Below are 20,396 nucleotides of genomic sequence, written 5' to 3' on the forward strand. Positions count from 1 at the left end.
TCCGGGCTCGGGGTTCGCACGCCGGGCGAAGGCGGGCCAAGTTTCGGAGGCCGGCGGCCGCGCGCCGCGTCACTGAGGGATCACGTCCTCGGTCTCGCAGACGGGCGTGGCAGGGGCGAACCCCTCGGCGCAACCGAGGCGCACCGCGCGCAGCTGCGAGGCGGACGAGCTCGACGGCCGCTCCGCCCACGCGATCAGGAGCCCGCGACCGCGCTGCGCGAGGATCGACAGGCTGCCTTCCACCTTTCCTCCCGGGAAAAGGGTGGTCATCCAGGTCAACGTGCCCGCCGCGTCGAGGCGGCGGAGCACGATCCGGTCCTTGCCGCCCGTGTTCGTCTCGACGACCGCGACCACCAGGTCTCCGTCCACCTGCTCGGCGGCCAGCGATCCCGTGACGGGCGTGGAGCACGAGGGGACGGTGATGGGGGGCAGCGCGACCTCCCCCGAAGGGGTCATGCGCGCGACGCGCAGCGCGCTCGGCGCGTCCTCGAGCGGCGCGAGGGTCCAGGCGAGCCACGCGCCGTCCAGGCGGGGGGCCATGCGGAGGCGCGCGACCGGCGCGGCCTCGTGGATCGCCTCCTTCGAGGCGATCGCGCCGCCGTTGAGGCCGATGCTGATGCCGTCTGCGGAGTACCGCCCCAGGTAAATGGTCGTCGCCGGTCCGGGGCCCGGGTACTTCACGTCGCACGGATTCCACCCGAGCCTCCACTCGGTGGGCGCGCCCAGCGCGGCGCCGATGAGCCAGTAGTGCAGCACCCATCCCGTGTCCTCTTCATCCACTTGCGTCCACCGTGCCGCATCAACGGCGACGGGCGTTGTTGCGCACCCGAAGTACAGCCCGAACATCGAGTGGCCCACCCCTTCCGTCACGGTGCCGGCCACCATCGAGTATCGCGGGCCGGGCTCCTGGACCTCGGTGATCGCGAGCTGTTCCACCCCTGAGGAACGAAACGACACCATGCGTTCGCCGTAGTACGTGCCGATGTGCTGCGACCATGAAGAGAAGGGCTCGCTGCCCTCGCTCCAGGCGCGCGCGGTCCTGAAAAAGCCGCCTGGCGGCAGGGGAGCCGGGAAGGGGGTCGTATAGCGCTCTCGGTAAATGACCACGGACTCGAAGTTGTCATCGTCGTCGAGCGGATAGAGCCGTGCCACCGCGAAGGCATCGCCCGGGATGGTCTGGTGTTTTGCGTCCAGCGCCAGCGCCGGCTCGCTGAAGGCGGGCGGCTGCGCTGACCAGGGATCCAGGGCGACCCGCTGGACGACCCGGCCCGTCGGTGTCGCCGCCGAGGTGTAGAGATAGACCGGAGCGTCCGTGGCCCCGAGGACCCACTGAGGATCGAGCAGGTCCGTGCCCGGCTGCGCGAGGCTCAGCGAGGGCCCCGCGGCCGCGAGGGTGCCGCAGGCGGCTGCCTCGCCGGCGTCGGAGGCCACGGGCGGTTCCTCCACCGAGAGCGCGCGGGGCGGCTCGTCTGGAACCGCCGCGCACGCCGCGAGCGCGGGGAGAGCGAAGAGCGCCAGCCATGTCCCACATCGCATCCGGTACCTCCGAGGTGATGGTCGAGGCTGTGTGGCCGCACCTCGCCGCCGCCATCACCCATTTTTCGGGATCGGCGGGGGCGCTCTGGCCCCCGGCCAGGCGGCGTCCGGGGCGCAGGGCCGCTTCACCCCGTACGCCGGCCGCTCCGCCGTGCGCGGTCGCGCTGTGGTCAGAGCCCCGCGGCGAGGAACCGGGCGAGGAAGCCGCGGGTACCGGCGTTGCCGAGGGAGTTGCACACCGGCGAGGCGGCGCCGATCGGGCAGTCGACGTCGCGGTCGTAGGACCAGTAGTGGACGCCGGCGAGGCCCTGGGACCTGGCGAAGGCGGCGGTCTCGTCGACGTCGGTCAGCGTGTAGAGCTCGCCCTGGACGTCGTTGCCGCCGATCATCGGGGTGAGCTCGATGTTGGCGTAGGGCACGCCGAAGTGATCGTGCAGGTTGTACGCGGCCTGGATCGCCGACTGGCCCATATCGCACTGGCCGCCGGACACGACGCACACGCCGGGGCCGGGCGAGCCGTAGTTCATGGTCATCAGGTTGACGGTGACGTAGCTGGGCCAGGTCGCCGCGCTGCCGTCGAAGCCGAAGACGTCGGCGATCGCGGCCATGGCGGTGTCGCCGAGGACATTGAGGCTCGAGCGGATGTTGCTGCCGAGGGAGCGCGCCGTCGACGCGCCCTCGTTGCTGGCGAGCGTCGCCAGGGTCAGGCTGAAGCGCAGCTTCGGGTACGCGGCGTGCGCGGTCTCGAGGCGCTGCACCAGCGCCGCGATCACCTGGGGCGACTGGCCGGCCTCGATGTCGAGGTCGACGCCGATGAGGTGCGGTCCGGCCCAGCGATCGAGGAAGGCCGCGAAGCCGGCGTCGGAGCCGCAGGTGAACGAGCCCGCCGCGCCGCCTGTCGACAGGATGTAGCCGACGCCGGCGGCCTCGAGCACCGGGACGTTGGCGGCGGCCATCGCCGCGCCGGGCACGCCGCCCCAGCGCTCGTTGCCGCACTCGCCGGTGGCGAAGGCCAGGCTGACGACGTCGCCGCCCGCGGCGCTGAGGTCGTCGGCGAACACGGCCTGGGTCCCCGACACCTTCGTGGAGATCACGCTGGTGTCCCAGTTCATGTGGACGCCGGTGTCCTTGTAGGGGCCGAACAACAGCGCGCCGTTGCCGGCGTCGCCGCCGCCGTGGCCGTTGCCGCCACCGCCGGTGCCGGTGTCGTCGCCGCCGCCGCACGCGGAGGCGAAGCTCGCCGCGGCGAGCAGGGAGAGGAGGAGGGTGGAGCGCTTCATCGGGTCCTCGTGAGGGGCTTCGGGTTCGAGCCCAGGTTTGTACGAGGATAGAGCTCTGCCCCCGCGCGGGAGGGGCATGCGGCAGAGGACGACGCTGACGACGCGCCACCCTCGCTCGGAGGTTCGATCTCCAGCAGGCTGGTGCGCGCGCCGCAAGCCAGGAGCGCAAAGGCGGGGACGAGGGCGAGCGCGCCGCGCCGAGGTCCGCGCCGAGCGCCGGCGAGCCGTTCGATCTATGGGAACACCGCCTCGACCTCGGCCATATCGGGGTACGTGAACGTGACCGTCGCTTCAATCGGCGTCGATCCGTCGTACGCGTAGGCCTTGAGCGTGTAGCTGCCCGGCGCGGCGTCCACGGGCCGCGCGCACATCGCGGGGCACAGCTCGCCCGCCTGAGCCGCGGGGCACCCCGCCTCCATTGCGTCGACGCTCTCGAAGATGACGCCGTTCCAGGTGAACGTCAGCTCGCCTCGAGGCGGGAGCGGCTTATAGCCAGCGTCGAGGCAATCCGCGGGGCAGATCGGGTTCCCGTCGTCGCACAGCGGCCTCGCCAGGTTCCTCGGGGCCTCGGCGCCGCTCGACGAGGTCACGATCCACGTCGAGATGCACTGGGTGTCGCCGACCAGGAGCTCGGTCGCCCCTGTGTTTCGGAAGCGGATCGTCACGGGCGTGGCCGTCCCCGAAACGCCGGGCTCGCACGCGCTCGATCCCCCTCCGCCCGCGCCTCCGGCACCGCCTTGCCCGCCCGCGCCTCCGACACCGCCTTGCCCGCCGGCGCCCCCGACACCGCCTTGCCCGCCGGCGCCCCCGACACCGCCTTGCCCGCCGGCGCCTCCAGCGTTGCTGCTCGTTTGCCCCTCGTCGCCGCACGCGGCGAGGCCGAGGACGCTCGCGGCGATGCAACCCATCGCCAACGTTCGCATCTGTGCAAGTCCATTCATGGGCGTGAAACACTCCAATTCTCTGCGCATGATCGTTCCCCTCCTCGCGATGCACTTCGGCTTGCTACCAGACATGCCACTGGGACGGTCATTCAAGAAAATTAGCGCTGGTCGACGCGGCTTGGTCGGAGGACGCGGATCCTCGTGTGGCGCGCGCGCGGCTAGGCCGTGCGACGCGCGACGTGGATCAAGGGCCGACGTCCACGGCCTCGAGGCCGTAGCCCCAGGAGCAGAGCGCGCGGTCGCCGGAGAGCGTCGCGTGGACCACATGCCCCGGGAGGTCGCTCTTCTTCTCGAACGAGAGCGCGGTGAGGTCGGTCGCGTCGAGGACGGAGAGCATGGGCCAGTAGTTGTCGACGACGAGGAGGCGCGCTCCGTCCGCGAGGAGCAGCGGGCCATAGCTATGGTCGAAGCCCGCGCTCTCCAGCGTCGCGGTGTTCAGGCTGCCCTCCTGCAGCCCGCCGGCCACGAGGATCGAGGACCTCCCGTCGTGGGCGGCGTCCTCCACCGACAGGAAGGCGCGGTTCTCGCCGGCGAGCGCCTTCATGACCGCCATGGTGTCGTCCACAGGACTCTCGTCCAGGAGTCGTGCGCCCGTGTCGCCGAGATCGAGGAGCTTGAGCGTCCTCCGCGTGCCCCTGCACACGCCCGGACCGGCGTCATCGCCGGCGGCCGCCGGCGTGAACGCCGCGTTCGACGCGAAGCTGTGAGCACACGCCTCCCTCCCCACCACCGGGGTCTCGACGGTCTCGTAATCCGCCGTGAGCAGCCTGCTCGACGCGCCATCGAACGCGAGCAGCGAGCCGGGCACGTTGACCGGCGCCCGCACCACCGGCGAGGAGGGGTCTGCGACGTCGATGCGATCGAGATAGAAGCGCGCCCTGGAGGGATCGTCGGGCAGCGGCGCCCAGCGCGAGACGAGCACCGTGGTGCCGTCGAGCTGAAGGCCCGTGTGGCCGGCGCCGTCCGGGAGCGCCACCGAGCTGTGCCGCGGGTTCAGCGGGTCGGAGAGGTCGAGCAGATCGAGCCACGCCTCGTGAGGGGGCCGGTCCTCCTCGAAAGCGTAGTAGCCGTCATCGCTGACGCCACGGAGCACGAGGGTGCTGCCGACCTGAACCACGGAGTCGCCCGCGGACACGAGAGCGCCGGAAGGATTCGTGTACAGCGCGCCGGGGCGGAAGGGCAGATCGCGCTGGGCGACCACGCGCGGCGCGGCCGGGTCCCCGACATCGATGATCGCGAGGCGCGTGAACGCGGTGTTCGATGTCTGCGCGAGCACGTAGACGTGCTGTCCGTGCGCGAAGAGGCGGGCGTTGTCGAGGTGGTGCCGGCAGGCGGGGGCCTCCGTGTACAGCGCCGCGCCGTCGAGCCTGGCGATGGGCTCGGCGAGGCCCGGGCTCGCGGCCGACGCGATCTCGAGCCAGGCGCCGCCCCCCGTATTCGCGTCTGCGCCGACGCGGACCACGATGTCGTCGACAGCGACCGCGCTGTCGGCGAGCGTCGCGAGCGCGATACCGGCGATCTTGGCCGGGGCGCCGCGATCGTCGATGCCGAAGGCCTCGACGCCCAGGTCGGAGACGGCGACGAGCCGCTCCCCACTGGCGAGGGCGCGCCGCGCCCGTCCGCCCGTGGCGACGAAGCCGCGCTTCGAGAGGGTGTCGCGCGTGAAATCGATGAGCTGGACGCCGATCGTGACGGGATCGCAGTCGTGAAACGACTTGTCGAAAGTCCGTTCGCTGTAGGGCACGGCGAGGGTGCCGAGGCCGTCGAAGAGAGAGAACGCCTCGTGGATGAGGTCGTGTTCCTCGGCGACGCGTGCCCATTTGCCGCCGAAGGCAACGCGCTCCAGCATCGTGGGGTTCGCGAGATCGGAGACGTCGAAGAGCGAGACGGCCAGAGATCCTTCGCCGCTGTCGTTGGCGAACCCGAGGGCGAACAGGCGATCTCCGCGCGGCTCGACGTGAAAGATCGAGCCGGGCTCCTCGATCCCGCCGACCTGGGCGGGGTTCGCCGGGTCGCTCAGGTCGACGGTGAGCACGGGGCTCACGTGCTCCGAGACCACGTAAGCGCGGTTGCCGTCGAAGCGGACCGAGCGCACCTCTGTGGCCGGGTGCACGTCGAGCTCGCTCGCGCCGAGGGGCACGATTTCCTGGGAGGACACGATGGAGAAGGTCTGGATGCCAGGCCTCGCGTCGGGCTGCCAGGGGCCGGGCAGGCTGACGAAGCGGAGCACGCCGTCGTGCTCATCCACCTGCCAGGGGCTCGCGATCTCGCCCGTCACGTCGACGCGCGCGCCCTCGACGAGGGCGCCGCTGGGGTCGGAGATGTCGACGACCTGGATGGTGGCGCGCCCTTCCTCCTCGCCGCCGTTCCATGTGGCGCTGGCGACAACCACGCGATCATCGCTGACGCTCACGCTGGGCCATCCCCAGTAGCCCGAAGGGGCGCTCTCGACGAGCCTCCGCTGATCGATGACCGCGATGTCCGCCGGGTCGCCGACGGCGAGGGAGGTGACGGTGGTGTTCGGCGCGGCGGCGCACCCGAGGCAGGAGCCGTGCTCGTAGGTCACGGCGTGGAGCACGTCGCCGGCGAGGCGCGCCTCGGTGAGCTTGCCCGGCAGATCGAACGAGCCGACGGGCTGGATCTCCGCTGGATCGGAGACATCCAGCACCTCGACGCGGCTCATGAAATCGCGGTGGGACGCGCCCCCCTGCGCGTCGGGCACGACGTGTCTCCACCCGGAGAACAGGGCGTAGAGGACCCCGTCGCGCAGGTACATCGCGACGGGCGAGCCGTACATCCGGCGGGTCCCGAGGACGCGCAGTCCGTCGCGTGAGACGTCGATCACGCTGAGCCCCGAGTACCCCGACATCGCGTAGAGCCTGCCGTCCTTCTCCTGGACGATGTCGGCGTCGCGGAGAGCGCGCTCCGCGATGGCTCCGCCGCGCGGCGGCACCGGCGCCGCTTCCGGGTCGTCGCCTCCTCCCGTGCCCGAGCTGGCGTCGCCCGAGCCATCACCCGCCGGATCGCCGCCGCGGGGACCCGTCGGATTGCCGGAGATGAAGCCGGTCTGGTTGGATGTGCCAGCACCAAGCTCGCAACCGGCGAGTCCGACCGATGCCGCGGTCGCAGCGAGGACGATCCAGCTGGCGCAGGCCCTGAACGGGATGGACATGGTTACCTCTCCTTGGAAGACAGCAAGGCGCAGGACGCAGCGCGCGTGCAAAGCACAGCGATTTCGTCGCGCGCTGGCGTAATCAGCAAGCGACGGGCCAGGCGCATTCGCGAGACTTGCGCGTGATTTCGGTGATGTGAGCGCATCATGTGCCACGGTGCACGCCGGATTCTCGCCGCAGCAATGGCCCATGTCGGCACAGTCGCATGTCCTTTCCTGCGAACCGCCCCGGCGGGCGAAAGGATCGCGGTCGTGCTGCGATTTCGCGCCCGTCCTCCCTCGAGTCCAAAGACAGGTAGAGTTCACCGCGGTCGTCGCCAGACGGCCAGCGCCGGTGCGCATGCTCCACAGGAAGTTGAACAGGTCGCCGCTGGCCGAGCCTCGCAGCACCTCACCGACATTGGTCAGCTTGGTTGGATGCACGACCCAGAACATTCATTGGCAGGTACGCTCTTCCGCTCGCTCGACCTCGCGTGTGCTGGCAAGGCGAGCATGACGAGGCTCGACAGCGTGATGGCGAAGGGCTACATCCAGGCGGCGAGGGCGACGTCTGAAGCGATGCCGCCGCGCGCTTCGTCTTCGAGCTCGTCGCCTACCCAGCGACGCTCACCCGCGCGTTCCCGTACCTCGCCGGCGTCACCCCGACGATCCTCCTGAAGTGCCGCGTGAGCTGGCTCTGATCATAGAACCCGACGCGCGGGGCGAGCTCGGACGCTCTCACGCCCCGGGTGAGGAGCTGCTGGGCGCGCTGGACGCGGAGGTGTGTGAGGTACATGTGGGGAGGCATCCCGATCCGTCATGGTCGTGGCGCTCGTGCGGCGCGTGGTCGCCACGTCGATCGCCCTGTCCCCCGGGCTGGAGCGGATCGGCGCGGACGCTTTCCGCGCGACGCACGGCACGCAGATCGTGAAGATCATGCATTACGGCGGGTACATCTCCCCGCTGTTCCGCTTCGCCCGGCTCGACACCATGACCACGGCAAAAGTGAAGGCGGCGCTCGACTTCTGGTACGGGACGGGCAGCGTCTCCCTGGACTCGGCGATGAGCTCGCACGACGTGTGGATGGAATACGAGATCAGGTCCGACCAGGAGGGCGGGAACGTGCCCTTGTTCCTGGGCACCTCGCTCGAGTCCTTGCGGACGCACCTCGCGGCCTGGCACCCCACGCTCGCCGACCACGCCCAGCCGATCCTGATGGAGGTCGTCGACTACAAGACCGCCGTCCCCGGCTTCCCTTACCGCTTCCGCTCATGGATCGAGACGCCAGCGAACGCGGACGTCTCGGCGAACCTCATCGGCGAGCGCCGGTCCGCGGCGGGGCGGGGGTCTCCCGCCCCGCGGGTCAGGGCCGCGCGACGCTCCGAGCGCTACCAGGTATACGCCGCCCCCGCCCCGTTCTGGGGACCTTGGTCGGTCGTGGGCAGCCACATCGGCCGGGCCACCTTCCAGATCGCGGTCGAGCCGATCGGGAGCACCGTGATCCGCGGCGAGGTGAAGTACTACGATGCGAACAGCACGCTGGTCGAGCAGCCGTTTCATGACCAGGTGACCATCCGTACGGGAGACTCCGTCGTCAACGTGGACGTGCGCCTTCAAGGCGTCCTTTCGGGCAGCAGCTGCTGGGTCACCGTCTCGTAGATCGAGGCGCCAGGTTGCCATCTCGAGCAGGGCCGGGGAAGGAAGAGCAAGACGCCTCGAGGGGGTCGAGGGCGGTAAGCGCGAGGCGCGCCGCGGGGTTGTCCTCCTCCCGCGCCGGGCGAGGGGCAACCGCGACCTCGCGAACGACCTGCTCGGATACGCGCGGATCTACGAGCTGCGCGCCGGCGTGGTGAAGGACGACCGGAAGCTCTACCGGGCCGGAGACGCGGCGCGCGCGCGGGAGCTGGCCGGGGTGAGTGCGAGGCGCTGGGAGCCGTCGTCATCGCGGGCCCCATCTACGGTGGCCGATGGCGGCCGCGTAGCCCGCCGCTCGTCGGGTGCATGGTTTGGTGGACATCCGTCGCTCCGCAGCGTCATCGCGCGCGGCGCGCGCGCCGAAGCGCCCCGATGTCCGCGTGCAAGCGTACATACTCCGCGCGGCCGAACCCATGGAGCCATACGGCGCAGTCGCCGGCGAGCGCGAGGTTGAGCGGGAGGACACCCCCGCGGAACCGCTGGTTCGGCCCGTGCCCAAGCGGAGAACGGAACCCAGGTAATACCTTTCACTACCACGGCGGATACTGTTGTCCGAGACCGCGCCGTTGACTGGCATCTCGTCGAGCGCGTAGCCTTACAGGCTTCCTAGCCAAGTATGGCTCGGCTGGAGCAGGAGGCAACGATGGCGCTTATTGACAACATGCGGCGTCTCGCGGAGCAAGTTCGGAAGAGGCTCCCAAACACGATCGGCGAAGAGGCGACCAAGAACGCTCTCGTGATGCCATTTCTTGGAGCACTTGGCTACGACGTGTTCGACCCGACGGAGGTTCGCCCTGAGTATGTGGCCGACTTCGCCAAGAAGAAGAGCAACGGTCAGTTCGAGAAGGTCGACTACGCGATCTACATCAATGGCGTGCCGGTGATGTTCATCGAGTGCAAGCCGGCCGATGCGGAGCCGAACACGCACAGCGGCCAGCTGTCTCGGTATTTCAACTCGACTCCGTCCGTCAAGGTGGCGGTTGTCACGAACGGCGTTCGATACATGTTCTTCACCGATCTTGAAGAACCTAACATCATGGGCGAGCGACCGTTCTTCGAGTTCAATGTGCTCGAATTCACGGAAAGAGACGTCGAAACGCTCGATGCGTTCTCCAAGGACAATTTCGATGCCGGTACCGTGCGAACGCGCGCGGAGGACATCATCTTCACCGGGCGAATGACGGCCTACATCAACGATGTGCTCCGCAACCCGACAGAAGAGTTCACGCGCTTCATTCTCGGCGAGTTGAACATCACGACGGGCAAGCTCACGGCGAAGCGCGTCGAAAAATTCATACCGATCGTACGCAAAGCTATCCAGACAACCCTGCTCGACATGGCCACCAGATCGATCAGGCAAGAGACGCAGGACGTAGCAGTGGCTGCGCCGCCCCCGCCCCCGCCCATACCACAGCCACCCCCGCAGGCTGCGCCGCCTTCAAGAGACTCAGCTCCGGAGCAGGGGAAAGGCGTCGTCACGACTCAAGAGGAGTTGGACGCCTACGAGGTCATTCGTCGCATATGCGCCGACTCTCCAGCGGCCAGCAAGGCCCAGGTTCACTACCGAGACGCGGTTAACTATTTCGGCGTCAACATCGGGAACACGAAAAAGTGGTTCGTTCGCCTGTTCTTCGACGGCAAGCGTAAGTCCGTGGTTACCAAAGTCCCCGCCGACAGAGCAACGCTGCTCGCGCCAGGATTTGAGGTCGACGTGCCGAGCGAAAACGTCGGGAAGAGCCGCGTATACGTCAGCGGCCTGAAGGACCTCGAGCGGCTGAGGCCTCTGCTGATGCTCGCCTTCGAGGACGAGATTCGTCGCGCCGAATCTGGCGACGCACCCGAGGAAGAAGAGTCGCCGGCTGGCGTCGCCATGCCCCACTAGCAACTTCGAGTGCCACTATCAGGCACGCCCTATCCTGACCTCACGCCGCCGTAGACGACCTCGTGACCGAAGACGTTGTCTCCCCACGAGTACGTCCGCTACCCCGCGACGCTCACCCTCCCGTTCCCGTACCTCGCCGGCGTCACCCCGACGATCCTCCTGAAGTGCCGCGTGAGCTGGCTCTGATCGTAGAACCCGACGCGGGGGCGAGCTCGGACGCTCTCACGCCCTGGGTGGGGAGCTGTTGGGCGCGCTGGACGCGGAGGTGGGTGAGGTGCATGTGGGGAGGCATGCCGATCTGGGCTCGGAAGGCGCGGCAGAGGTGGAATTTGTCGAGGGAGGCGTAGGCGGCGAGGTCGTCGAGGAGGCGGTGGAAGGGGGCGGCACGTTCGTCCCCGGCTTTCGAGGTGGGGAATGGCGACGACCTTGCCCGCGTCGCGGGCGTGGGCGACGTCGTTCGCGGGGAGGACGACGGCGGTGAAGACGGTGGGCCCGTGGAGAGCGAGGTCACGGTGGACGTCGCCGGGCTCCTTGACGAGGATGGAGCCGGGGGTGCTGCGCCACGCATTGCCTCGCCCCCACCAGTCGAAGTCGCCGCGCTCGATGCGGGCGATGGCGTAGTACTGCTTGACGCCGGCGCGGGCGGTCTGGGTGGTCGTGCGGAGGACGCGGAGGCCAGGCACCGAAACGGGCAGCTCGACGGGTCCGGGGCGCGCGCGGTGCAGCTGGACGTGACGAGCGAGGCGTCGATCGCGGCGGCGGCGGCGTGGATTCGGGGCGAGCTCGGGCGCCTGGACGTGCTTGTGAACAACGCCGCGATCTCCCGCGCCGGGAAGCCGGGGACGCCGTTCGAAGAGCTGCTGAAGGCGAACCGACCGAGCGTAGCGCGCGTCGCCGAGGTGCGGGCGGTGTTCGAGACGAACGTGTTCGGGTGATCGCGGTGACGCAGGCGATGCTGCCGCTGCTCCGCGAGGCGCCAGCGGGGCGGATCGTCAACGTGTCGAGCGAGGTGGGGTCGCTGGCGAAGCAGCGCGATCCGTCGAACCCGCATCGGATGCCGAACGCGGCGTACGTGCCGTCGAAGACCGCGCTGAACGCGATCACGGTGGCGTTCGCGAACGAGCTGGAGGGGACGCGGATCAAGGAGAACGCGGCGTGCCCCGGGTTCACCGCGACGGATCTGAACGATTTCAGGGGGACGCGCGGCGTGGAGCAAGGGGCGCGCGAGCCGGTGCGGCTGGCGCTGCTCGACGCGAACGGGCCGACGGGCAGCTTCTCGAACGAGGAGGGTCCGCTGCCCTGGTGAGCGAGGTGGCTCGGCGCCCGTTCACACGCCAGATTCATGGCGTCTCGCCACGACCTCCGCAGGTTCCTGAACAGGGTCTCCCGAGGTGCTGGATGCTCCCTGCTGCGGTAGGTTCTTGACTGCCATGAATGGCTGTCATGCCGCGGATGCTCCAGCGCCGCAGCGCGCTGCTCACGCATCGCGCACCTTCACCTGGCCAGCCCACATTTCAGGGATGATTGGTGCGCTGCGATCAGCAGCCTGCCACCTGCCGCACCGGTCGAACTCGGCTCGTTTCCTGCATCGTCATGGGCGCAACGTCGCGCCCACGGGCGCAACCGAAGAGGGAAGGAGCCGACAAATGAACCATGTGAAAATTCTTGGCCTCATCGCCGTCTGCGCAGGAGTGTGCGGGATCTCTGCGCTTGCTTCTGCGGCGAATACGGTGCCGATCGACAACCTGAACCTCGTCGAGGAGACATCAACGCCACCGTCGCCCGACAGCGTGCGTTACAACTACCGGCCGGCTGTCGGCGGCTACCGGCCGGCTGTGGGCGGCTACCGGCCGGCTGTGGGCGGCTACCGGCCGGCTGTGGGCGGCTACCGGCCGGCTGTGGGCGGCTACCGGCCGGCTGTGGGCGGCTACCGGCCGGCTGTGGGCGGCTACCGGCCGGCTGTGGGCGGCTACCGGCCGGCTGCCGGCTACTACCGTCCGGCTACCGGCTACTATCGTCCCTATCGGCGCTAGGACAGGGTTGGGCCCTGCCGTGATGGGCACGGAGTTGGGCGCGGCCATCACGGAATGCCGGGTCCGCTTTGCCGAGCGCGGAGTCGAACATTACGGGCGATCGCGCTGAGACATCGCACGTCAACCGTCGCCGTCCGGCCGCGGCCTGCGCTGCGGCCGAATGACGACGCGTTGGAAACGTGGGTGGCGAAAGCGGGTGGCACGCCGCGCGCAATACGGCTCCACAGGGGTGAGCTCCATGGACGGAACAGGAAACATAGGAAAGCGCGTGCTCTTCGTGCTTCCCGCTGCTGCGATCCACCTCGGGCTGGTGATCGTGCTGGGTGTGCTGCATGTGCGCTTGCCAAACGGAGGATGGGTGGAACATGTGGTGGGCTATTATGGCGCGCTCTCCGGGGCCAGCAGCGCGTATTCCTTCTTTGCTCCGAGCGTCGGGCCCCTGCCCTGGGCCACCTTCCAGGTCAGGGATCGCGCGGGAACGCTGACGACCGAGGCGCTGGAGACAGGAGCGAGCCGCGAAGCGGACCTCCGCGTCAAGAATATCATCGGCATGTACTGGGATGAGCAGGACCCGGCCGCGAGGCGCTCCCTGATTGCGTCCTGGGTAGCGAAGGTGTTCGCCAAACACCCAGAGGCGGACAGCGTTGTTGTCCGAATCGAAAGCTACGACCTGCCCTCGATGGCGGAGTATCGCGCGGGCAAACAGCCGCGGTGGTATCTCGAATATCAGGCCAAGTTCACCCTGAAGACGCAGCTCGCTACCGGCGAGATCAACAAAGAGGCGACGCCATGAGGCAGCGGACCCATACCCTGCTCCTGCCGAAGGCTAGAGAGGCAGCTGCGCGCCTGTGGGGCTCGATGGGGCGATTCGCGTTCGCACCCGCGTCGGCCCGGCCCCTGGCAGCGCTCCGGATAGGGCTCGCGTCGGTTCTCTTGATGCAGGCAGCGCTGATCGCGCCCATCGCTTCCGAGCTGTACTCGCGTTCGGGCATCGTGCAGGGACAGCTCCTCGACGGGGCCGGCGCGATCGGTTTCCCCCGGATCGGCCACCTCGTGAACGCATTTTCGCGCTTCGGGGTCGGTGAGAGCTCGGTGATCGCTGGCGTGGGTGTGCTCTACGCGCTGTCGCTGGCTGGCCTCCTGCTCGGCTGGAGGACGAGGTTCTCCGCGGCGTGCACATGGCTCGTGCATTTCACGTTGATGATGACCGCGGAGAGGACGAACTACGGAGCAGATCAGTTCGCGAACATCTTCCTGTTTTACCTCGTCTTCATGCCTTCTGGCGCTGTGCTGTCGCTCGATCGTGCCTTTGGGCGGGCGCCGCCCGAGCCGAGCGCGACAGCGCGCCTCTCGCTGCGGGTGGTGCAGCTGCACCTTTGTCTCGTCTACCTATCGAGTGGTGTGGAGAAGGCATTGGGCCCGGCGTGGTGGGACGGCGACGCGATGTGGCATTCGCTCATGCTGCCCGAGTACCGGCGGTTCGATTTTTCGTGGCTCGCGCACCACGCCTGGATCGCCGTCGCCGCGGGGTGGCTCGTGCTGCTCGTGGAGATCGGGTACCCGTTCTTCATCTGGCCACGTCGGACCCGGCGGCTCTGGGTGGCAGCCACGGTCGGATTGCACGTCGGGATCGCCGTCTTCATGAGGCTCGATGTCTTCGGCGCCATCATGTCGGTGTTCACCATCGCCGCGTTCGGCGTGAAGGCGGACCCTCGACAGGCGCGAGCGCCCTCTGCTGTGGCACGCTGCGCTCGGCGTGGCGAGGCCTGAGTCAGCTCGCGGTGGGGTCGGCGACGCGGCCGACGAACAGGATGCTGCCCGTCGCGTTGTCGCGGATGAGGAACAGGAAGGGATTCACGAGCGCGAGCGACGCCGGCTGGGGCGCCGACTCGTCGCCGACGATGACCGCGGTCGCCGCCGCTGCCTCGGTGCCGGCCTCGTTCACGCCGACGAACGCCTTGTGGAGGACGTCCTGGATGTAGGGCCGTCCGCTGGAGTTGATGCCGGTGAAGTCCGCGACCCCGGACTTGAACGCGATCTCCATCCCCATCGCCTCCAGCGTCTTCTTGAGGCTCAGCTCGTATTCGAATTTGAACTTGGGCATCGTGGTGTCGACCAGGTGCTCGCTCATCGCGGAGGCGATGCCGTCGACCTTCGCCGCGTCGAGCGACGCCTCGAACGCGTCGAGCGTGCCCTTCGCCGGCAGGACGATCACCATCGACAGCTCGTCCCCGTCGTAGGGCATCGCGATCGCCTGGTAGCCGTCGCCCTCGGCGTAGGGCATCTCCAGGTTGCCGTGCATCAGGGGCACCGTTACCTCGGTCCCATCGGCCGTCTCGAACGGGCCGTCCTCCGTCTCGGTGGGCTCGAACGGGGTGCGCCACGCCGCGTTGAAGTAGATGGCGTTCGTGAGGACCAGCACCGTCTCGGGGGTGATCGCCTCGACGGGCACCAGCTTTTCGATCTTGCCCTCGGTCTGGTCGCTGACCCATCCGTTGATGAGATCGACCGATTCCTGCGGGAAGTCCCGGAAGTTCACGACGTGCATTCCAGCGCCGTAGTGCAGCCCGAGCGTGTCCAGGAAGGGCGCCTCGAACGAGTAGCCGATCTGCCCCCAGAGCGCGTTCATGACGTTGAGGCGGAAGCCCTCTCCGTCGGCGCCCTGGGCGCCCTGACCGCGGCTCTCGAGCTCCTGGTCGATCCAGTTGAACGCCGGATGGAGCTTGTCCTGCCCGAGGTCGAAGCGCAGCGTGTCGGCCATGGCCGTCTCGGTCTCGCCCTTCGCGCCGGCCCACGTCATCGCGAGCGCCGTCGAGATGCTGTAGGGCGAGTAGAAGACGTTGCCCGGCTCCTGGCGGAGCTGCTGGTAGAGGTCGAGCGCGAACGCGGAGTTGCCCGAGACGAGCGCGGTCTTGTCCTCCGGAGGGACGTCCGGGCTCGAGATGCGCTGCTTGTCCGAGGCGATCACGCAGAAGGGCTTGTCGGCGTCGCTGCAATCCTCGCCCTCGGGGTCGAGGTACGAGTCCGTGTTGGGATCGGTGGACGTCCCGCAACCGAGGATCGCGGTCAGAGACAGGACGAAGAGGGGAGCGCAGGTTCGGAGGGTTCGCTGCATGCCGCCCCGTCCAGCATCGGCCGTGCCGCGCCGGCTCCGATCGCGGGCTCGTCTATTTCCGAGGCGTAACGCGCGGAGCGACCGAGCCGCCGCGCGCGGGGTGCCCCCGAACCCTGACATCCGGGGAAGAGCTGGCCCGTTCTGGCACAAGAGGCCCTGTCAGAGCCCGGAGCTGGCTCGCGCACCATCCGTGAAATGGCTCACCGCGAGCGCCCGCGCGCCCGCGCGCGTCGCGGCGAGCTCAGGAACTGGAGATGCTCTTCGAGGGCGCCCCACACGGCGGCGATGCGCGGCACCTGGCGCAGGCCGCGCGGCGTCACGAGCCAGAGCTCGAGCAACGGGCCTGCGGGCAGGCCCAGATCGAGCTCCACCAGGTCGTCGTCCAGATCGAGCGCGCTGCACGGCAAGACCGCGGCGCCGAGCCCCGCGCGCACGGCCTCGATCTGGGCGATGTAGCTGCTCACGATGAGCTTCGGTGCCTTTCTTACATGCCGCTTCTGGTAGTCGTCCTCGACGGTGGGGGTGCGGCCCAGATCGACGGCGACCCAGTCGAGCTCGTCGCGGCCCTTCTTCGAGAGCCTGCGGTGGGCGATAGGCACCGTGGGCAGGGTGACGATCCGCGCGGCCACCAGATCACCGCTCTTCGGCCGGAAGAAGCGCACGGCGATCTCGGCCTCACGGTGGCCCAGATCGGCCACCTCGTAGCTGGTCAGCAGGTGGAGCGAGACGCGCGGGTGCCTCTCGGCGAGCGCCGGGAGCACGCGCGGGATGACGCCGTGTACGGCGATCGACTCCGTGAGCGCCAGTCGGACCAGGCCCTCGGCCTCTCTCTCGTGGCCGCTGGCCTCGCGCACGAACTGGTCGGCGCCGGCCTCCATCGACTCGACGTGGCGACGGAGCTGCTCGCCGAGCGGGGTGAGCATGGAGCCTCCTGGCAGCCGATCGAAGACCGCCACCCGGAGCGTCCGTTCGAAGGTCGCCATGCGCCGGCTCACCGTCGATTGCTCGATGCCGAGCTTGCGGCCGGCGGCCGAGAAGCTGCCGGCGCGCGCCACCTCCAGGAAGAGGCGCAGATCGGCCCAATCCAGGTCGGCGAGCGGCCTGCCTGCGGGCGGGGGCGCGGGAGGGCGTGCCATGCACCCACGCATGGCACGGCTGCGCAGAACCGTCTACCCAGACGCTGCTGCATGGCCAAGAGTTGACGCATGCACCTCGTCATCCAAGGTCACCCCGCCCCCGACAGCCTGAGCGACGCGCTCGCGCGGGCCTACGCCAGCGGCCTCGAGAGAGGCGGAGCCCGCGTCGAGCTCCTGGCCCTGCGCTCGCTCGCCTTCGATCCGCACCTGCGCGCTGGCTTCAGCGGTAAACAGGAGCTCGAGCCCGATCTCCGCCAGGCCCAGACTGCCATCGAGCGCGCGAGCCACGTGGCCTGGTTCTTTCCGACCTGGTGGGCTGGGCCACCCGCGCTGGTCAAGGGCTTCATCGATCGCACGTTCTTGCCGGGATGGTCGTTCGCCTATCGAAAGCGGAGCGCGCTGCCCGAGGGGCTGCTCGCCGGCCGCAGCGCGCGCGTCGTGACCACGATGGATAGCCCGGGCTGGTGGTACCGATTCTGGCACTGGCGGTCCGTGCATACCTCGTTCATCAACGCGACATTGCGCTTCGTCGGCTTCGGGCCCGTCCGCGAGACCACCTTCTTCGATCAGAAGACGCGGACCCCCGAGCAACGAGCGGCCTGGCTCCGGGAGATGGAGCGCATCGGCGAGCGGGATGCGCGGCAATTCCCTGCCAAGTCCTCCCGCACGCTGGCCGTGGCGTGAAGGCGGCATCCTGCGATGCGTGCAGGATGGGTCGAGATTGCATCGCTCTTCAGACGGGGCAGATCGCGTAAGGACTCTTCTGCGGCTCTTTGGGCGGAGCGCGAGAGCACCGCCGTCAGCTATCCTCCCGCCGATGCGTTGCCCCCGCCTTCCCTCCGGCGCTGCGCTCGCCGCGGCGCTCCTGCTGCCCTCGCTCCTGGCCTGCGCCGGCCCTGCGGCTCGACCCGCCCCTCCCGCACCGAGCGCTCGTCCGCCGCCCCCGGCGCCCGCCGGCGAGGCGCGCCGGCGCGCGCGGGATCTCGGCATCGTGATAGGCCGCATGCCCACCGGGAGGCTGAACGCGATCACCGATGTCCCCGGCGTGCGGGTCGGGCACGTGACCCATCGCCGCGGCACCGGCCGGCTCGACCCGGGCAAAGGGCCGGTGCGCACAGGCGTGACCGTCATCCTGCCGACGTCCGATGATTTCTGGCACAACAAGGTCCCCGCCGCGAGCTTCGTCCTGAACGGGAACGGGGAGATGACCGGCCTCCATTATGTGAGGGAGTTCGGGGTGCTGGAGACGCCGATCGTCTTCACCAACACACTCGCCGTGGGGCGCGCCCTCGACGGGGCAATCCAGTACATGCTCCGGCGCTATCCGGGCATCGGCGTGGACGAGCCCACGGTGACACCGGTCGTCGGAGAGTGCGACGACAGCGCGCTCAACGACATGCGCGGGCTGCACGTGTCGGCCGAGGACGTCCTCGAGGCGGCGGAGCGCGCGACGGAGGGCCCTGTCGAAGAAGGGGCGGTCGGCGGCGGGACGGGGATGATCTGCTACGAATTCAAGTGCGGTATCGGGACGGCGTCGCGCGTCCTGCCGGAAGCCGCGGGCGGGTTCACGGTGGGCGCCATCGTGCAGGCGAACTTCGGGGCGCGCGGAGAGCTCCGGGTCGACGGGGTGCCGGTAGGGCTGGAGATCCGCGATCTCCTGCCCGTGCTGGAGCTCCTCGGCGAAGGCTCGCTGCTCGCCGTGGTCGCGACCGACGCGCCCCTGTCCGCGCGGCAGCTCGAGCGGGTGGCGCGGCGCATCGCGCTTGCGGTGGGGCGCACAGGGACGATCTCGCGCGACGGGAGCGGCGACCTGTTCCTGGCCTTCGCGACGGGCAACCGGGTGCCGGTCGAGCCCGGCGGGCTGACACGGAGTCTCCGCGAGGTGGACGACGTGCGCCTGAACCCGATGTTCCAGGGCGCCGAAGAGGCGGTGGAAGAGGCCATCCTCAACGCGATGACCATGGCGACGACGACCTTCGGACAGGACGACCACGTCGCCCACGCCATCCCCCTCGACCGGCTGCGCGAGGCGATGCGGCGGTACGGGAGGCTCGGTGAGCCGGGGCGCTGAGCCGTATTTGCGCGCCGCGACGCCGGATCGAGCGCCGGCAAACGCGCCTCCCGGGAAGAGCGAAGTCCCGACTCAGATGATCAGCAGGAGCTCGAGCTCGCTCTCCTTTCCCGGCGCGCCCCCCGCGGGCACGTGAGGCGCGTTGAGCGGCGCCAGCCGGAGCGCGCCCCACGGCCGCGGGCCCGAGCTCTCCGGCGGAGGCACGCCGGCGTCGGCCGCGCCGCGGGCGGCCTCGCCGTGCGCGCGCTGCGCGCAGCCGGCGATCGCGGCGCGCACCGCCCGGAGGACGCGCTCCGTGTCGAGCCCCCCGGGCTCCTGAGCCGCCCTGGCGAGGCTCTCGTCGACGCAGGCGGCGCACGGGGCGGAGGTGGCCGCGAGCCGCACCACCAGCGTCGCCTCCAGGCGACCGAGCTCTACCATGTTGAATGGCACCGTGAGCGCCTTGCCGCGGCCCCGGCCGACATCGACGCTGACGAGGAGGGTATCGCCATCACGTATCACCATGGTTTCCCGGGGAGGGCGGCCACTCACGCGATCTGGCGCAGACTCACGAAGACTTGTGTTCACAAGGATCCACAGGCGATCGGAGCTCGCCTGTCCGCTCTCCTCCGCAGCGTCGCTGGTGCGGCCTTCTGCCATTCTCACGCCCTCCGAGGAGGCGAACCTACAGCCGTTGGCGGCGGACGGCGATGGCCCTTCCGGACAGACAATGTCCGGACGGGCGCGTCCGCCGAGGACGCCGCGGCGCGCGGTGAGCGCGGCGGACACGGAGGTCCTCGCTGCGTCCGTTGCGCCGTCCGGCGCGAGGCGGTAAGCACAGCCGGCGAGCGGAGGGCGGAGCGTGGATGAGCCGGAGCGGCGCGACGAGGACCCGGACCAGGGCGCGGGCGAGGCCGGGAGCGAGCGCGCGTCGCTCGGCATCCTGTTCCTCGCCGCGGCGTTCGCGCTCGCGCTCCTGCTGACCGTCGTGGCGCTCCTCGCGTTCGCGGCGATGAGCCCGCGGTCGCCGTCGCCGGTCGAGGTCGGCGCGCTGGTCGACGCTCCGGCCGACGCTCCGGTCGAGGTTCTGGCCGCGCTCGACCGGAGGGGCTAGCCGCAGGTCTTCTGGACCACGCCGAGCAGCGCGCTGAAGTCGACGGGCTTCTTCAGGTAGGCCGTGCCCTCGGGCGGGCCGTCGTGGCCGGAGACGATGGTCACAGGGATCGCCGCGAGCGCGTGCACCTGCTTCAGCGCGGCGAGCATCTCCTCGCCGGTCATGATCGGCATCATGAGATCGAGCAGGATGAGCCCGGGCGGCGGGTCCGCCTGGTGCAGGAGATCGAGCGCCTCCCTGCCGTTGCTGGCGCAGTAGACGTCGTAGCCGGACGACTCGAGCATCTCGCGGAGCATCTCCCGGAGCTCGGCGTCGTCGTCGACCAGGAGGACGGGGGCGCGCGGGTTCGGGGGAATCGGCGTCACGCGCGGCCCGTTGAGCCCGTCGGTTGGCAAGGGTTCACTCATCGCTGTTACCTCTTCGAGACTGCGCAAGCATGCAGGAGCGATAGCAGGCGAAC

The 20,396-nt window shown here is 69.4% G+C and carries 17 protein-coding genes and 1 pseudogene; 9 read left to right on the forward strand and 9 right to left on the reverse strand.

The window, feature by feature from the left end:
* Positions 1 to 69: 69 nt before the first annotated feature.
* The 5 genes from WME95_RS46185 to WME95_RS46205 form a co-directional block, all read right to left on the reverse strand.
* The gene (locus WME95_RS46185) at positions 70 to 1,536 is read right to left on the reverse strand and encodes a hypothetical protein (protein WP_437905567.1); all 1,467 of its coding nucleotides are present in this window, start codon (positions 1,534 to 1,536) and stop codon (positions 70 to 72) included.
* Between the two features lie 170 nt (positions 1,537 to 1,706).
* The gene (locus WME95_RS46190) at positions 1,707 to 2,816 is read right to left on the reverse strand and encodes a glycosyl hydrolase (RefSeq protein ID WP_437905568.1); all 1,110 of its coding nucleotides are present in this window, start codon (positions 2,814 to 2,816) and stop codon (positions 1,707 to 1,709) included.
* A gap of 233 nt (positions 2,817 to 3,049) precedes the next feature.
* Positions 3,050 to 3,739 (reverse strand): hypothetical protein, encoded by a 690-nt coding sequence (locus tag WME95_RS46195; protein WP_437905569.1) that lies wholly within the window; start codon positions 3,737 to 3,739, stop codon positions 3,050 to 3,052.
* A gap of 205 nt (positions 3,740 to 3,944) precedes the next feature.
* A complete protein-coding gene (locus WME95_RS46200) occupies positions 3,945 to 6,932 on the reverse strand; it encodes a beta-propeller domain-containing protein (RefSeq protein ID WP_437905570.1) in 2,988 nt (995 codons plus the stop codon).
* Between the two features lie 592 nt (positions 6,933 to 7,524).
* Positions 7,525 to 7,719 carry a helix-turn-helix domain-containing protein gene (locus WME95_RS46205; RefSeq protein ID WP_437905571.1) on the reverse strand — a complete coding sequence of 65 codons (195 nt, stop codon included), beginning with the start codon at positions 7,717 to 7,719 and terminating at the stop codon, positions 7,525 to 7,527.
* Between the two features lie 11 nt (positions 7,720 to 7,730).
* On the opposite strand from WME95_RS46205, the gene WME95_RS46210 reads away from it, so the two are divergent.
* The 6 genes and pseudogenes from WME95_RS46210 to WME95_RS46235 all read left to right on the forward strand — a co-directional run bounded on the left by WME95_RS46210 (position 7,731) and on the right by WME95_RS46235 (position 14,291).
* On the forward strand, positions 7,731 to 8,570 hold the full coding sequence (locus tag WME95_RS46210) for a hypothetical protein (RefSeq protein WP_437905572.1): 840 nt from the start codon (positions 7,731 to 7,733) through the stop codon (positions 8,568 to 8,570).
* 679 nt (positions 8,571 to 9,249) lie between these two features.
* Positions 9,250 to 10,488: a type I restriction endonuclease gene (locus tag WME95_RS46215; RefSeq protein WP_437905573.1), complete on the forward strand. Its 1,239-nt coding sequence runs from the start codon at positions 9,250 to 9,252 to the stop codon at positions 10,486 to 10,488.
* Positions 10,489 to 11,054: 566 nt separating this feature from the next.
* Positions 11,055 to 11,794, forward strand: a pseudogene (locus WME95_RS46220) (SDR family NAD(P)-dependent oxidoreductase).
* A gap of 340 nt (positions 11,795 to 12,134) precedes the next feature.
* Positions 12,135 to 12,521, forward strand: a complete 387-nt coding sequence (locus WME95_RS46225; RefSeq protein ID WP_437905574.1) for a hypothetical protein — start codon at positions 12,135 to 12,137, stop codon at positions 12,519 to 12,521.
* 268 nt (positions 12,522 to 12,789) lie between these two features.
* A complete protein-coding gene (locus tag WME95_RS46230) occupies positions 12,790 to 13,314 on the forward strand; it encodes a hypothetical protein (protein ID WP_437905575.1) in 525 nt (174 codons plus the stop codon).
* 143 nt (positions 13,315 to 13,457) lie between these two features.
* Entirely contained in the window at positions 13,458 to 14,291 is an 834-nt protein-coding gene (locus WME95_RS46235; protein WP_437905576.1) for an HTTM domain-containing protein, read from the forward strand.
* 1 nt (position 14,292) lies between these two features.
* Here WME95_RS46235 and WME95_RS46240 read toward each other — a convergent pair whose 3' ends face one another.
* A complete protein-coding gene (locus tag WME95_RS46240) occupies positions 14,293 to 15,636 on the reverse strand; it encodes a serpin family protein (RefSeq protein ID WP_437905577.1) in 1,344 nt (447 codons plus the stop codon).
* Positions 15,637 to 15,836: 200 nt separating this feature from the next.
* Positions 15,837 to 16,772 (reverse strand): LysR family transcriptional regulator, encoded by a 936-nt coding sequence (locus WME95_RS46245; RefSeq protein WP_437905578.1) that lies wholly within the window; start codon positions 16,770 to 16,772, stop codon positions 15,837 to 15,839.
* A 69-nt stretch (positions 16,773 to 16,841) separates the two neighbouring features.
* On the opposite strand from WME95_RS46245, the gene WME95_RS46250 reads away from it, so the two are divergent.
* Entirely contained in the window at positions 16,842 to 17,456 is a 615-nt protein-coding gene (locus WME95_RS46250) for an NAD(P)H-dependent oxidoreductase (protein WP_437905579.1), read from the forward strand.
* Positions 17,457 to 17,589: 133 nt separating this feature from the next.
* On the forward strand, positions 17,590 to 18,843 hold the full coding sequence (locus WME95_RS46255) for a P1 family peptidase (protein ID WP_437905580.1): 1,254 nt from the start codon (positions 17,590 to 17,592) through the stop codon (positions 18,841 to 18,843).
* 72 nt (positions 18,844 to 18,915) lie between these two features.
* Here WME95_RS46255 and WME95_RS46260 read toward each other — a convergent pair whose 3' ends face one another.
* Positions 18,916 to 19,347, reverse strand: a complete 432-nt coding sequence (locus WME95_RS46260) for a hypothetical protein (RefSeq protein WP_437905581.1) — start codon at positions 19,345 to 19,347, stop codon at positions 18,916 to 18,918.
* A gap of 337 nt (positions 19,348 to 19,684) precedes the next feature.
* Between WME95_RS46260 and WME95_RS46265 the strand changes: the two genes are divergently transcribed.
* Positions 19,685 to 19,936, forward strand: a complete 252-nt coding sequence (locus tag WME95_RS46265) for a hypothetical protein (RefSeq protein WP_437905582.1) — start codon at positions 19,685 to 19,687, stop codon at positions 19,934 to 19,936.
* Here WME95_RS46265 and WME95_RS46270 read toward each other — a convergent pair.
* Positions 19,933 to 20,343: a response regulator gene (locus WME95_RS46270; RefSeq protein WP_272096158.1), complete on the reverse strand. Its 411-nt coding sequence runs from the start codon at positions 20,341 to 20,343 to the stop codon at positions 19,933 to 19,935. The genes WME95_RS46265 and WME95_RS46270 overlap by 4 nt on opposite strands.
* Positions 20,344 to 20,396: the final 53 nt, after the last annotated feature.

The organism is Sorangium sp. So ce327 (assembly GCF_051530205.1).
Taxonomy (GTDB): domain Bacteria; phylum Myxococcota_A; class Polyangia; order Polyangiales; family Polyangiaceae; genus Sorangium; species Sorangium cellulosum_B.

Bases quoted from the DNA above. Each gene is read 5' to 3' on its own strand.
- WME95_RS46235 (WP_437905576.1), top strand. From the start codon at position 13,458: ATGCAGGCAGCGCTGATCGCGCCCATCGCTTCCGAGCTGTACTCGCGT.
- WME95_RS46190 (WP_437905568.1), bottom strand. From the start codon at position 2,816: ATGAAGCGCTCCACCCTCCTCCTCTCCCTGCTCGCCGCGGCGAGCTTC.
- WME95_RS46185 (WP_437905567.1), bottom strand. From the start codon at position 1,536: ATGCGATGTGGGACATGGCTGGCGCTCTTCGCTCTCCCCGCGCTCGCG.
- WME95_RS46255 (WP_437905580.1), top strand. From the start codon at position 17,590: ATGCGTTGCCCCCGCCTTCCCTCCGGCGCTGCGCTCGCCGCGGCGCTC.
- WME95_RS46270 (WP_272096158.1), bottom strand. From the start codon at position 20,343: ATGAGTGAACCCTTGCCAACCGACGGGCTCAACGGGCCGCGCGTGACG.
- WME95_RS46215 (WP_437905573.1), top strand. From the start codon at position 9,250: ATGGCGCTTATTGACAACATGCGGCGTCTCGCGGAGCAAGTTCGGAAG.
- WME95_RS46240 (WP_437905577.1), bottom strand. From the start codon at position 15,636: ATGCAGCGAACCCTCCGAACCTGCGCTCCCCTCTTCGTCCTGTCTCTG.
- WME95_RS46200 (WP_437905570.1), bottom strand. From the start codon at position 6,932: ATGTCCATCCCGTTCAGGGCCTGCGCCAGCTGGATCGTCCTCGCTGCG.
- WME95_RS46205 (WP_437905571.1), bottom strand. From the start codon at position 7,719: ATGCCTCCCCACATGTACCTCACACACCTCCGCGTCCAGCGCGCCCAG.
- WME95_RS46195 (WP_437905569.1), bottom strand. From the start codon at position 3,739: ATGCGAACGTTGGCGATGGGTTGCATCGCCGCGAGCGTCCTCGGCCTC.
- WME95_RS46250 (WP_437905579.1), top strand. From the start codon at position 16,842: ATGCACCTCGTCATCCAAGGTCACCCCGCCCCCGACAGCCTGAGCGAC.
- WME95_RS46260 (WP_437905581.1), bottom strand. From the start codon at position 19,347: ATGGTGATACGTGATGGCGATACCCTCCTCGTCAGCGTCGATGTCGGC.
- WME95_RS46245 (WP_437905578.1), bottom strand. From the start codon at position 16,772: ATGGCACGCCCTCCCGCGCCCCCGCCCGCAGGCAGGCCGCTCGCCGAC.
- WME95_RS46225 (WP_437905574.1), top strand. From the start codon at position 12,135: ATGAACCATGTGAAAATTCTTGGCCTCATCGCCGTCTGCGCAGGAGTG.
- WME95_RS46210 (WP_437905572.1), top strand. From the start codon at position 7,731: ATGGTCGTGGCGCTCGTGCGGCGCGTGGTCGCCACGTCGATCGCCCTG.